This window comes from Duganella sacchari (genome assembly GCF_900143065.1).
GTDB lineage: Bacteria > Pseudomonadota > Gammaproteobacteria > Burkholderiales > Burkholderiaceae_D > Rugamonas > Rugamonas sacchari.
Genome location: NZ_FRCX01000002.1, coordinates 555,960 through 568,965 on the forward strand (window position 1 = coordinate 555,960; position 13,006 = coordinate 568,965).

Sequence of the window (13,006 nt, forward strand, 5' to 3'; positions counted from 1 at the left end):
TCTCCATAAAATCTCCACACTTCCCACACAAAACCTGCAACAGTACTAAGTAAGCTTCAGGTTTTGTAAGCTCGTGGGAACGACTATGAATTTCAAGACCTGGCCTCTGCTTGCGGCCGTACTGACCCTGGCCGCCTGCAACGGTGAGCCGCATAAATCCGAAGAAACGCCGCCGCCAGCGGTCACCGTGTTGTCAATCAAGCCGGCGGAAGTGACCCTCAGCGACGATCTGCCAGGCCGTGTGGCTGCCTTCCGTACCGCCGATATCCGTCCGCAGGTGGGCGGCATTGTGCTGCGCCGCCTGTTTGAGCAAGGCGCCGAAGTCAAGGCCGGCCAGCCGCTGTTCCAGTTGAATCCCGCGCCGCTGAAGGCGGAATTCGACACCGCAGCCGCCGCCTTGCAGCACGCCGAAGCCACGCTGGCCCGCACCAAACGGCAGGCCGAACGCCTGCGCACACTGATCGATGCGGACGCGATCAGCCAACAGGCCTACGATGACGCCGTCTCCGACCGCGACCTGGCTGCCGCCAACGTCGCGCAGGCACGCGCGACGCTGGAACGCCGCCGCCTGGACCTGGCTTTTGCCACGGTACAGGCGCCAATCTCCGGCCGCATCGGACCCGAACTGGTGTCCGAAGGCGCACTGGTTGGCCAGTCCGACGCCAACCCGATGGCGCGGATTCTGCAAATCGACAAGGTGTACGTGGACGTCCGCCAACCGGCATCCATGCTGGCCTCCCTCAAGGCACGCGCGCCTGCTGGCCAGCACGCCACCATCCTCGGCGCCGATGGCCAGCCATACAGCGCCGAGGCCCGCGTGCTGTTCTCGGACCTGAACGTGGATGCCGGCACAGGCGACGCCACCATCCGCATCCAGGTGGATAACGCCGACCGCACGCTGCTGCCCGGGATGTTTGTGCGCGCGCGCATCGCCCGCAGCACGGCATCCGATGAAATCCTGGTGCCGCAGCAGGCCGTGCAACGCGCGCCGGATGGCCATGCCGTCGCCTGGGTGCTGGACAAGTCCAACAAGGCAGCCCAGCGCCAGATCATCGTCGGTGAAGTCATCAGCCATCAATATGTGGTGCGCGAAGGACTGAAGCGCGGCGACATGCTGGTAGTGGAAGGCCACGAGCGCCTGCAACCCGGCATCGCCACTGCACCGAAAGCGTGGAAGGCTCCGGCCCAGCTGTCCGCAGCGCCGGGCGCCGCGGCCCAACAATAAGGAAACACCATGTCACAGTTTTTCATCCGCCGCCCCATCTTCGCGTGGGTCGTGGCGATATTCATTGTGCTGTTTGGCCTGATTGCCCTGCCCAATCTGCCAATCGCACGTTACCCGTCGGTGGCGCCGCCTAGCGTTTCCATCAGCGCGGTGTATCCGGGCGCCTCGCCGCAGACCATGAATGATGCAGTGGTCAGCCTGATCGAACGCGAACTGTCCGGCGTGAAGAATCTGCTTTACTTCGAGTCGTCAACCGATACTTCGGGTTCAGCTTCGGTCAGCGCCACCTTCAAGCCTGGCACCAATCCCGAAATGGCGCAGGTCGATGTGCAGAACCGCCTGAAAGCCATCGAACCGCGCCTGCCGCAGGCGGTGCGCCAGAATGGCTTGAGCGTGGAATCGGCCTCCTCGAGCTTCCTGATGATTATCAGCCTGAACTCCACACGCGGTCACAACGAAGAGGAACTGGGCGACTACCTGGCCCGCAATGTGGTGGAAGAACTGCGCCGCGTGCCCGGTGTCGGCCGTGTACAGCTGTTTGGCGCCGAACGCGCCATGCGGGTGTGGGTCGATCCGGCCAAGCTGGTCGCCCACAACATCTCCATGGGCGACGTGACCAACGCCATCGCCCAGCAGAACGTGCAGATCGCGCCGGGACGCGTGGGCGACACGCCTTCCGTCTCGGGCCAGATGGTCACGACACCACTGACGGTGCAAGGCCAGTTGCGCACGCCGCAGGAATTCGCAGCCGTCGTGCTGCGCGCGGAACGCGACGGTTCCACTGTCACGCTGGGCGATGTCGCCCGCGTCGAACTGGGTGCGCGCGACTACACCTTCAAGGCGCGTGAAAACGGCAAGAACACCTCCGGCGCCTCGATTGCGATGTCGCCCGGCGCCAACGCGGTGAAGACCGCCGCCGCCATCCGTGCCCGCATGGACGAACTGGCAAAAGCCATGCCGACGGGGATGGAGTACACCATCCCGTTCGACACCGCGCCATTCGTCAAGGTGTCGATTGAAAAAGTGGTCAGCACGCTGGTGGAAGCCATGGTGCTGGTGTTCCTGGTGATGTACCTGTTCCTGCAAAAAGTCCGTTACACGCTGATTCCGGCGATTGTGGCGCCTATCGCGCTGCTGGGCACTTTTGCGGTAATGGCGGTGGCGGGATATTCGATCAACGTGCTGACCATGTTCGGCATGGTGCTGGCCATCGGTATCATCGTCGACGACGCCATCGTGGTGGTCGAGGCGGTGGAGCGCCTGATGGCGACCGAGAAGCTGTCGCCACGCGAAGCTACCTCGCGCGCCATGCGCGAGATCAGCGGCGCGGTGATCGGCATTACCGTGGTGCTGACGGCCGTGTTCATTCCGATGGCGCTGGCCTCCGGCTCCGTCGGCGTGATCTATCGCCAGTTCACGGTGGCCATGGCGGTATCGATCCTGTTCTCGGCCTTCCTGGCATTGACGTTGACGCCAGCCCTGTGCGCCACGCTGCTGCGCCCTATCAGTGAGGAAGACCACAAGAAGAAAGGCTTCTTCGCCTGGTTCGACCGCAAATTCGACAGCCTGACCGCCAGCTACACGGCGCGCACCACCTCTCTGCTGAAACGCGGCGGCCGTGTGATGGCGGTGTACGCAGCGCTGGTATCGTGCGTGGTTGCGGGCTTTATCTTGCTGCCGTCTTCCTTCCTGCCGGAAGAAGACCAGGGTTATTTCATGACCTCGTTCCAGTTGCCGTCGGATGCCACCATGGAGCGTACGCTGGACGTCATCCGGCAGTATGAAAAGCACGTCGCCAGCCGGCCGGGAGTGGACGTCAACCAGTCGCTGATCGGTTTCAGCTTCTCGGGCTCCGGCCCGAATGCTGGCCTGGCCTTCACCATGCTGAAAGACTGGAAAGACCGCAACGGCGCCACCGCCGCACACGAAGTCGAACTGGCGCAAGCTGCCATGGCCAGCGCCCGCGAAGGCATGATTATGAGCGTGATGCCGCCCGCGATTGAAGAACTGGGTAATTCCTCCGGCTTCTCCCTGCGTCTGCAGGACCGCGGCAACAAAGGCATCGCTGCGCTGCAGGCAGCGCAGGATCAGTTGCTGGCATTGGCCGCCAAGAGCAAACTGCTGACCGGCGTGTACCCGGAAGGTTTGCCGCCCGGTTCCAGCATCCGGCTGGAGATCGACCGCCGCAAGGCCGAAGCATTGGGCGTACCGTTCAGCGCCGTCAGCGACATGCTGGCCAGCGCCACCGGCTCGACCTATGTGAACGACTTCCCGAACGCCGGCCGTATGCAGCAGGTGATCGTGCAAGCCGATGCCAGCGCGCGCATGCAACTGGACGATGTGCTCACCATGCGCATCCGCAATAACGCGGGCGGCATGGTTGCCATGGGCGAAATCGTGCGTCCGGTGTGGGAGCAAACCCCGCTGCAGCTGGTGCGTTACGACGGTTATCTGGCCGCTCGTATCAGCGGCGGCCCTGCGGAAGGCGTCTCCAGTGGTGCCGCCATGGACGAGATGGAGCGTCTGGTCAAGCAGCTGCCGCAAGGCTATGCCGTCGCCTGGACCGGTCAGTCGCTGCAGGAGAAGGCCTCGGCTGCACAGGCGCCCATGCTGATGGCTTTGTCGATGCTGGTGGTATTCCTGGTACTGGCGGCGCTGTATGAAAGCTGGTCGATTCCGTTGTCGGTGATGCTGGTCGTGCCTCTGGGCCTGTTCGGTGCGCTGGCAGCCGTAATCCTGCGTGAAATGCCGAACGACGTGTTCTTCAAGGTCGGCATGATTACGATTATCGGCCTGTCAGCCAAGAACGCCATACTGATCGTGGAATACGCCAAACAGCTGCACGCCGAAGGCAAGGGCCTGGTGGAAGCGGCGATTGAAGCGGCACGCCTGCGACTGCGCCCTATCCTGATGACGTCCCTCGCCTTCACACTGGGTGTAGTGCCGCTGATGATAGCAACCGGCGCCAGTGCCGAGACCCAGCACGCGATTGGCACGGGTGTGTTTGGCGGCATGGTGGCGGCGACTGTATTTGCCATTTTCTTTGTACCGGTGTTCTTTGTACTCGTCGTCGGCGGTGCGGAACGCCTGGGCCGTATGCGTTTGGGTAAAGGAGCAGAACGATGCACACCATGCGAATAATGAGTATTTCCGTCACGCTGGCGCTGCTGTCGGCGTGTTCAATGAATCCCCCGCTGGTCAAACCTGTGCTGCCAGTGGCAAGCAGCTACGCCAGCAGCGCAGCGCAGCCAGACAACGCTGCAGATCTGGGCTGGCGCCAGATGCTGACCGACCCGGCCTTGCAGCACCTGGTGGAACTGGCGCTGGAAAACAACCGTGACCTGCGCGAAGCCACGCTGAACGTGGCCGCCGTGCAGGCGCAGTACCAGATCCAGGATGCCAACCGCTACCCGGCACTGGATACCACCGCTGGCGGTACGCGCCAGCGCGCTTCCTCGCCGGAAGCGCCGGCAGGTGCGATACAGAAGCAAAGCAGTGCCGGACTGGCCATCAACGCTTTTGAGCTGGATCTGTTCGGCCGTTTGCGCTCGCTGTCGGATGCCGCCATGGCGCGCTATCTGGCGTCGGTGGAAGGACAACGCGCTGCGCGCCTGGCGCTCATCGCCGCGGTCGCGGATGCCTACCTCGAACAGCGCCTCGCTGAGGAACAGATGCTGCTGACCCAGAGCACGCTGGCAGACTGGCGGGTTGCGCTGGATATCACCCAGCGCCTGCATCGCGCACAACAGCGCGGCGGCATCGACGTGGCGCAGGCCGCCGGCCAGGTGGCGACTGCCGAAGCGGACATGCATGCCCGCGAACGCGCGCTGCGCCTTGCGCGCAACAACCTGGAGCTGTTGATCGGAACGTCAATGCCAGCCAGCCTGCCGCAAGGCGTACCGCTGGCGCAGCAACCGGTAATGACCGCCCTGCCCGCCGGCCTGCCATCCGATCTGCTGGTGCGCCGTCCGGACATTATGCAGGCGGAGCAAGGCCTGGTTGCGGCCAATGCCGAAATCGGCGCGGCACGCGCAGCCTTCTTCCCCCGGATTTCGCTGACCGCCACCATGGGCTTCAGCAGCGCCGAAATGGGTGGGCTGTTCAGAAGCGGCAACCGCAGCTGGTCGTTCGCGCCGCAAATCAGCCAGCCGATCTTCCATGGCGGCCAGCTGCGCGCCGAGCTGCAATTGGCCAAGGTACGCGATTCCATCGCGGTGGTGCAGTATGAAAAAGCCATACAGACCGCCTTCCGCGAAGTGAACGATGCGCTGGCCAGCAATGAAACCTATCAGCACCAGATCGTCGCCCAGCAGCGCGTGGTGGACGCCGCCGCGCTGCGCGAGCGCCTGTCCAAGCTGCGTTACGGCGCCGGCCAGGACAGCCGCCTGGAACTGCTGGATGCGCAGCGCCAGTCCTACGGCGCCCAAAGCACGCTGCTGGACCTGCGCCGCGACCAGTTCAAGTCCGCCATCGCCCTCTACAAGGCGCTGGGTGGGGGCGTCAGCTGATGCAGTATCATGACGATATGAGCATGAATACTGAACTGCCGGGCGCCAGCGGCGACCCGGACCTGCAGGCGCTGGTGCTGGTGGCAGAGGATGAATCGGAGATCGCCCAGATCCTGATGGCCTACCTGTCCCGTGCGGGTCTGCGCGTCGCGCACGCGCCAGACGGCCGCCGCGCGCTGGAAATGCACGATATGCTGAAACCGGACCTGGTGCTGCTGGACGTGCAGATGCCGCAGCTGGACGGCTGGTCCGTGCTATCGCAAATCCGCCAGCGCGGCAACACCGCAGTCATCATGCTGACCGCCATGGACCAGGATCTCGACAAGCTGATGGGCCTGCGCATCGGCGCCGACGATTATGTGGTCAAGCCGTTCAATCCCGCCGAGGTGGTGGCGCGCACCCAGGCCGTGCTGCGCCGCACCGCCGGCGCCAACGCGCCGGCGCACAAGCTGCTGCGCGTCGAGGGCATCGAAATCGACCTCGATCACTACGAGGCCGCTGTCTGTATCGACAATACGCCGCGCCAGGTACTGGCACTGACGCTGACCGAATTCCGCCTGCTGGCGCACATGGCGCGCGCGCCCAAGCGGGTCTTCAGCCGCGCCGAATTGCTGGCAGCCTGCCTGCCGGAAGGCGAAACGCTGGAACGCACGGTGGACAGCCATCTCAGCAAACTGCGCAAGAAAGTCGAAGCAGCGGGTATCAGCGGCCTGCTGGAAGCGGTACGCGGCGTCGGCTACCGCCTCGGGAGCGGTGCATGAAGCTCAATGCAGGCATCAGCCGGCAAATCTCCATGTCGATGGCGCTGGTCGCGCTGGGTATCATTTTGCTGGTGCAGATCAGTTCTTACGCGCTATACGCGTGGCTGCTGCGCTATTCACCCGAGTTCCAGTCCGACCCGATGGACATTTGGCCGACCAAGGAAGAAACCATCTGGCTGGTCGTCACCACACTGCTCTCGCTGGCGATCGCCGTACTGGCGGCCGGCAAACTGTCGCGGCGCATCCTGGCGCCACTGAATTCGGTGGCGGAGAGCCTGCGCCAGGTCGCCCAGGGCAATCTGGCCGCACGCGCCACCAGCGACGAACACGCGATGGGCGAAACCGCACAGCTGGTGGACGACTTCAACCAGATGGCCGCGCGCCTGCAGGACATGGCGCAGCACCGCGCGTTCTGGAACGCCGCCATCGCCCACGAACTGCGCACCCCCGTCACCATCCTGCGGGGCCGGTTGCAAGGTATTACCGAGGGCGTGTTCGCTCCAGAGCAGAGCCAGTTCCAAAGCCTGCTGACCCAGGTCGAGGGACTGGGGCGGCTGATCGAAGACTTGCGCACTGTCGCGCTGGCGGAAAGCGGCCACCTGCCGCTCCAGCGGCTTAGCGCCGATCTGGCAGAAGAAGTGAGCAGCGTGGTCCAGTTAGCCGAGCCGCTGCTGCAAGCGGTAGGCTTTCAGCTCCAGCTGCAATTGTGCCGCGAACCCGTGTTCTGCGATCCGATGCGGATACGTCAGGCGCTGCTGGCATTGCTGGAAAACGCGCGCAAGCACGCCACACCGGGCATCTTGCGGGTCAGCGTCTCGGTGGCCGACGGCGCATGCCGGCTGTGCGTCGAGGACCAGGGCCCCGGCATCGATGCCGCACTGGCGCGCAATGTGTTCGAAGCCTTCCAGCGCGGCGACCAGTCCATGCGCAGTGAAACCGGCGGGAGCGGCCTCGGTCTGGCCGTGGTCAAAGCCATCGCCCTGGCGCATGGCGGCATGGCCATCTGCCGTTCGTCGCCGCTGGGCGGTACGGCCTTCGAACTGAATTGGCCATCGACTTGACTTGATCTAGAGCATTTTTTTGCCGCTGTATGCACGCTAGACTGGTGGTTGGCGTACGGCGCGCATCCCGCACGCCGGCCTTACTACAGGATACGAGGCATGCAGGGAGACACTCGCGAAGTGGACCAGACCGTCGCGGACATGATGCCCGGAGAGGACGAGATCCAGCAGCGATTGCATTATCTCGAGTTGACAGCGGACGATGTGGCCCTGCTGCGCCACATCCATCCACTGCTGCAACCACGGCTGCCGGCCGTCATCGCCGCCTTCTACCGGCACCTGCTGGAGATACCGGTGCTGCAGGCCTTACTCAGCGATCCGGTGGTGCTGGACCGCCTGCATCATCTGCAGGGCGCTTACTTCAAGACGCTGACCGCCGGCGAATACGGTAGCGACTACGTGCGCCACCGGCTGCGCGTCGGACTGGCGCACCAGCGCATCGGCCTGGAGCCGGTGTGGTACATCGGCGCCTATCGCAAATATCTGGGCGACCTGGCGCCGGTGCTGCACGACATCCTGCGCGACCGCCCTGCGCAGTTCATCTCTACCTACAATGCCTTGATGAAGGTGGTCAGCTTTGATATGGGCCTGGCGCTGGACACCTATATCCAGGCAGGCCGCCAGCAATTGCGGGCCAGCGAAGCACGCTTCCGCGCGGCCTTCGGACAAGCCGCCGTTGGTCTGGCGCAGGTGACAGCAGATGGCCGCTGGTTGCGCGTCAACCGCAAGCTGCTCGATATTCTCGGCTACGACGAGGACGAAATGCTGGCTATGCGCGTGCCCGACCTGATCTCGCCGGAAGACTGGCAGATAGACGCGCCGCTGCTGCAAGCGCTGGCCAATGGCGACCTGCAAACCTCGGCGCGCGAAAAGCGTTACCGCTGCAAGGACGGACGGCTGGTGTGGGTCAAGGCCACCGTGACGGCCATGCAGCCCGGCACGCTGGTCGCCGTACTCGAAGACATCTCGCAACGCAAGCAGTTCGAAGAAGAGCTGATGCACCTGGCCCGCCATGATGCGCTCACCGGACTCGCCAACCGCACCTTGCTGCTGGACCGCGTCTCGCAGGCCATTGCCCAGGCACGGCGCAGCGGCGCCCTGGTGGCCATGCTGTTCCTCGACCTGGACCGATTCAAGACCATCAACGATAGCCTGGGCCACGATGCCGGCGACCGCGTAGTGATTGAAGTCGGCCGCCGCCTCAAGCAGTCGGTCCGCGATGCCGATACCGTCGCCCGGCTGGGTGGTGATGAATTCGTGGTGCTATTGGCCGATCTTCCGCACGAACTGGTGGCCGCTGCACTGGCGCAGAAAATCCTGTGCGCGCTGTTTGAACCCATGCTGATACAGGGCCACGAACTGGCGCCCGCATGCAGCATCGGCATCAGCCTCTATCCACGCGACGGCGCCGACGGCAAGACACTGCTCAAGAATGCCGACGCCGCGATGTACCAGGCCAAAGCCCTGGGGCGCGGCAATTACCAGTTCTATTGCGAAGAGATGAACGCCCGCACGCTGGACCGGTTGACGCTGGAGAGCGGCCTGCGGCACGCGGTGGAACGGGGCGAGCTGCAACTGATGTATCAGCCACAGATCGACCTCGCCAGCGGCAAGATGATTGGCGCCGAAGCGCTGCTGCGTTGGCAACCCAATGGCCAGCGGCTGGTCATGCCCGATGCCTTTATCGCGATCGCCGAAGAAACGGGGCTGATCGTGTCGATCGGCGAATGGGTGCTGCGTACCGCCTGTTCACAGCAGGTGGCCTGGCATCGCGCGGAGCTGGCGGATGTGCGGGTCGCTGTCAACCTGTCGGCACGGCAGTTCCGCCAGCATGGACTGGACGCCATGGTGGCACGCGTGCTCGCGGATACCGGGTGCCCCGCCAGCTACCTCGAGCTGGAGATCACGGAGACGGTGCTGATGGAGCGACCGGACAGTGCGGCGCAAACCCTGCAGCGCCTGAGCGACATGGGCGTGCAGCTGGCGATAGACGATTTCGGCACTGGCTATTCCAGTCTCTCCTATCTGAAGCGCTTCCCCATACACGCGCTGAAGATAGACCGCTCCTTCGTCTGCGACATCCCGGCGGACACCGACGACGCGGCCATTGCCGGCGCAGTCATCGCCCTGGCGCACAGCATGGGCCTGACGGTGGTGGCGGAAGGCGTGGAGACGGTGCAGCAGCGCGATTTCCTGCGTGAGCTGCGCTGCGATCTGGCACAAGGCTACTACTTCAGCGAACCAATAAGCGCTACCTCGCTGGCCAACAAATTCATACACGGAGAAATACAAAAATGATGTTACACATACCAGGTCTTCTGACACCAGAACAAGTGGCTAATATGCGCAGTCAGCTGAATGCCGCCAACTGGGTGGATGGCCGCGAGTCCGTCGGCGACCAGGGAGCGCAAGTAAAGCGCAACCGCCAGTTGCCGGAACACTCGCCACTGGCGAAAGAGCTGGGGCAGATCGTGCTGGATGCACTGGCGCGCAGCCCGCTATTCTTTTCGGCAGCGCTACCGCAGCGTACCTGCCCGCCCCTGTTCAACAGCTACGCCGATGGCGGACATTACGGCAACCACGTGGATGGGTCAATGCGCCGGGTGTATCCGGGTGGGCAGTGGCTGCGCACCGACGTCTCGTCTACCCTGTTCCTGACCGATCCCGACGAATATGACGGCGGTGAGCTGATCGTCGAAGACACTTACGGCACACATGAAGTCAAACTGCCTGCGGGTGATCTGATCGTCTATCCCTCAACCAGCATTCACCGCGTCGAACCAGTGACGCGTGGTGCACGCGTGTGTTCCTTCTTCTGGACGCAGAGCATGGTGCGTGACGATGGCCGCCGCAGCATGCTGCTCGATCTGGACCGCAACATCCAGGCCCTGCGTGCGCGCCTGGGCGATTGCGAGGAGACGATCGGCCTCACTGGCCACTACCACAATCTGCTGCGCCAGTGGAGCGAAGCCTGATCTGGCCAAGTTGCAGCACCGGCCTTGTTGCCGCCTTCGTTCGCATCCCATTCTTCGCATACGCCAGTATCGTTCTGGCACATGAATATCCGTTTTTGATCGCTGCATGGACGAAGCGCAGATCAACGATGTGCTCAGGCTGGAGACTCGAATGTGCCTGGGCTGTTCGGCGTAGCGCGCCATTCAGGTTTGCGTTGCGGCGTCGCTTCCGCCAGCGCACGGCGCACGCCGGCGATGTCGTAGTCCTTGAGATAGCCCGGTGTGCCCGGTTGCTGGCGCCATGACTCATCCATCGTGCCTGCATCCACCGGATCAAAACCGATGTCGTCCACCAGTTGCATCACCAGCGTTTTCGCTGGGGCGCTGTCGCCGGCCACCGCCAGTGCGACACGGCCACTATCCGTCTGTGGCCGGGCCTTGTCCAGCAAGTGCTGAGCGATGATGCTGTTGAAGACCTTGATGACCGGACGTCCCAGCTGCTTCTCAACCCAGCCGCTCTCGGTCATCCCCGCCTCGACGTCGGCAATCAGGCCATCGCGCTGCTGTGGGTAGTAGTTGCTGGTGTCGATCACCACCAGATCCGCCGCCGCATTCTCCAGCAGGTCTTTCGGCAGCGTGCTGACCGCAGCCATCGGCACGGTGACGACGACAACGTCTGCACCGCGCACTGCGTCCACCACCGTCGCTGCGCGTGCGCCAGTCTCGCCTGCCAACGCCTGCAAGGACGCCGGCCCGCGCGAATTGGCCACCGCCACCTGATGCCCTGCCCTGGTAAATAAACGGGTCAATGCCGCACCGATATTGCCCGATCCAATAATGCCAATGTTCGCCATACCATTCCTTTCGTGACACCCCCGTGGGTCTATGCGTGAATACTATTCCTGTTCAAAAGACGCATAAATAGTGCTTCAAGCATTTGTGTCACAACCAGGAGTATGGAATCAGCCGGTCAGCAAATCTGCCAGTAGGCGTGCGCCATAGCGGGCCTGGGCCATCGTCAGTGCGGCATAACCGATGATGACGGCGGGAGCGGGCACGGTATCCCGGCATAGGCTGCGCAACCCTTGCAGGCTAAGGCCCGCAGCCGCGGCGCGCGCGCAAAATCCGGCTTCGTCCGTCCCTTTGGGCAGCCACAGAACGAAGTGGAACCCTGCATGCTGGCCGCTTATCGTGTAGCGTCCCGGCGCATGGGACGCCAGCGTCGCCAGAATCGCATCGCGGCGCTCCTGGTAGGCACGGCGGGATGTCCGCAAGTGGCGAATGAATCCGCCATCCTTGAGCCAGGCGGCCAGCGCCAGTTGCTCTGTCACGCCGACCGAACGGCCCGTGGTTTGCCACAGCTTCAGCAAACGTGGTTTCAACTGCCGGGGCACGATCGCATAGCCGACCCGCAGCCCCGCAAACAGCGTCTTGTTAAAGCTGCCGCAGTAGACCACCCGGTCGCCATGATCGAGCGACTTCAGCGCCGCCAATGGCGCAGTGAGATAGTTAAACTCACTGTCATAGTCATCTTCGATAATCCAGGCGCCGCTGGCGCCGGCCCAGTCCAGCAACGCCAGCCGGCGCGTGACCGGCATCGTGACGCCGGTGGGAGACTGGTGCGCAGGCGTGACATACACAAGCCGCGCATCGGTGTGGCGGTCCAGTTGATCGCATTGCAGACCTTCGCTATCTACCGGTACGGGAACCACCTGCGCACCAGCCTCGGTAAAAATCTGCGTCGCCGCAGCGTAGCCAGGATCTTCGACACAGACCTTGTCTCCCGCGCGCAGCACGCTACGTGCAAGCAGGTCAAGCGCATGGCGTATGCCGGTCAGGACGACGATATCATCAGCATCGCAGTCTATGCCCCGATAGCTGCGCAAGTAAGCTGCGATCTGGGTCCGCAACGTCAACAGCCCCTGCGGATCGGCAGCCGACAGCACGTCAGCATGTGCGCCATTGAGAGCGCTGGCGAGATGCCGCGACCACGAAGAGATCGGGAACAGCGCCGGATCGGCCAGCCGGGCCACGAACGCCCGTCCCGCCCGCACGCTCACCTCCTCAGTCTTATAGATCTCATCCTGCTCGGCGCAACGCGGGACTGGCGCCAGGCCGGCAGGGATCAGATAGCGGTCCGGCACAACGGCGCTGACACGGGTGCCGGAACCGGGCATGCGCATCACATAAGCTTCCGCGCCTAACCTGTCATACACAATTTCCACCGTCCCGCGCGACAGTCCCCAGCGCTCGGCCAGCGCCCGGCTCGACGGCAGGCGGCCGCCGGCAGCAATCAAGCGGCCCAGAATAGCGTCGCGCAACGCCGTGTAGACGATATCCTGCTTGCTGCCCTCCTCTTCAGAACATGCCTGCAATGCCGCGGGTCGCGGCAAGTCCAGCGCAAGTTCCGCCTTTCCTCGTGCCATAGTGGTCCAATGATTAATCTGCCAAACGGTACTGGGCATTAGACCACAGCGACACTAGACTTGCAAAATAC

At 63.4% G+C, this 13,006-nt stretch carries 9 protein-coding genes; 7 read left to right on the plus strand and 2 right to left on the minus strand.

Annotated elements, in window-relative coordinates:
* Positions 1 to 85: 85 nt before the first annotated feature.
* From BUA36_RS06245 to BUA36_RS06275, 7 genes are all read left to right on the plus strand, one after another.
* The gene (locus tag BUA36_RS06245; RefSeq protein ID WP_072782406.1) at positions 86 to 1,225 is read left to right on the plus strand and encodes an efflux RND transporter periplasmic adaptor subunit; all 1,140 of its coding nucleotides are present in this window, start codon (positions 86 to 88) and stop codon (positions 1,223 to 1,225) included.
* 9 nt (positions 1,226 to 1,234) lie between these two features.
* Positions 1,235 to 4,366 (plus strand): multidrug efflux RND transporter permease subunit, encoded by a 3,132-nt coding sequence (locus tag BUA36_RS06250; RefSeq protein ID WP_072782409.1) that lies wholly within the window; start codon positions 1,235 to 1,237, stop codon positions 4,364 to 4,366.
* Positions 4,357 to 5,733 (plus strand): efflux transporter outer membrane subunit, encoded by a 1,377-nt coding sequence (locus BUA36_RS06255; protein ID WP_072782620.1) that lies wholly within the window; start codon positions 4,357 to 4,359, stop codon positions 5,731 to 5,733. Before BUA36_RS06250 ends, BUA36_RS06255 begins: the two co-directional genes overlap by 10 nt.
* 23 nt (positions 5,734 to 5,756) lie before the next feature.
* Positions 5,757 to 6,494 carry a response regulator gene (locus BUA36_RS06260; RefSeq protein ID WP_072782623.1) on the plus strand — a complete coding sequence of 246 codons (738 nt, stop codon included), beginning with the start codon at positions 5,757 to 5,759 and terminating at the stop codon, positions 6,492 to 6,494.
* Positions 6,491 to 7,555, plus strand: coding sequence for an ATP-binding protein (locus BUA36_RS06265; protein WP_072782412.1), 1,065 nt, complete (start codon positions 6,491 to 6,493; stop codon positions 7,553 to 7,555). The genes BUA36_RS06260 and BUA36_RS06265 overlap by 4 nt, the downstream gene beginning before the upstream one ends.
* A gap of 99 nt (positions 7,556 to 7,654) precedes the next feature.
* A complete protein-coding gene (locus BUA36_RS06270; RefSeq protein ID WP_072782415.1) occupies positions 7,655 to 9,853 on the plus strand; it encodes a putative bifunctional diguanylate cyclase/phosphodiesterase in 2,199 nt (732 codons plus the stop codon).
* Entirely contained in the window at positions 9,850 to 10,530 is a 681-nt protein-coding gene (locus BUA36_RS06275) for a Fe2+-dependent dioxygenase (protein WP_072782418.1), read from the plus strand. The genes BUA36_RS06270 and BUA36_RS06275 overlap by 4 nt, the downstream gene beginning before the upstream one ends.
* Positions 10,531 to 10,664: 134 nt before the next feature.
* Here BUA36_RS06275 and BUA36_RS06280 read toward each other — a convergent pair whose 3' ends face one another.
* Together BUA36_RS06280 and pdxR are read right to left on the minus strand one after the other, a co-directional pair.
* The gene (locus tag BUA36_RS06280) at positions 10,665 to 11,363 is read right to left on the minus strand and encodes an NADPH-dependent F420 reductase (protein ID WP_072782421.1); all 699 of its coding nucleotides are present in this window, start codon (positions 11,361 to 11,363) and stop codon (positions 10,665 to 10,667) included.
* Positions 11,364 to 11,471: 108 nt separating this feature from the next.
* Positions 11,472 to 12,935 (minus strand): MocR-like pyridoxine biosynthesis transcription factor PdxR, encoded by a 1,464-nt coding sequence (pdxR, locus tag BUA36_RS06285; RefSeq protein ID WP_072782423.1) that lies wholly within the window; start codon positions 12,933 to 12,935, stop codon positions 11,472 to 11,474.
* Between the last annotated feature and the right edge of the window lie 71 nt (positions 12,936 to 13,006).

Excerpts from the sequence above, each read along its gene's own strand:
- pdxR (WP_072782423.1), bottom strand. The coding sequence starts at position 12,935 with ATGGCACGAGGAAAGGCGGAACTTGCGCTGGACTTGCCGCGACCCGCG.
- BUA36_RS06265 (WP_072782412.1), top strand. The coding sequence starts at position 6,491 with ATGAAGCTCAATGCAGGCATCAGCCGGCAAATCTCCATGTCGATGGCG.
- BUA36_RS06260 (WP_072782623.1), top strand. The coding sequence starts at position 5,757 with ATGAATACTGAACTGCCGGGCGCCAGCGGCGACCCGGACCTGCAGGCG.
- BUA36_RS06255 (WP_072782620.1), top strand. The coding sequence starts at position 4,357 with ATGCGAATAATGAGTATTTCCGTCACGCTGGCGCTGCTGTCGGCGTGT.
- BUA36_RS06245 (WP_072782406.1), top strand. The coding sequence starts at position 86 with ATGAATTTCAAGACCTGGCCTCTGCTTGCGGCCGTACTGACCCTGGCC.
- BUA36_RS06280 (WP_072782421.1), bottom strand. The coding sequence starts at position 11,363 with ATGGCGAACATTGGCATTATTGGATCGGGCAATATCGGTGCGGCATTG.
- BUA36_RS06250 (WP_072782409.1), top strand. The coding sequence starts at position 1,235 with ATGTCACAGTTTTTCATCCGCCGCCCCATCTTCGCGTGGGTCGTGGCG.
- BUA36_RS06275 (WP_072782418.1), top strand. The coding sequence starts at position 9,850 with ATGATGTTACACATACCAGGTCTTCTGACACCAGAACAAGTGGCTAAT.
- BUA36_RS06270 (WP_072782415.1), top strand. The coding sequence starts at position 7,655 with ATGCAGGGAGACACTCGCGAAGTGGACCAGACCGTCGCGGACATGATG.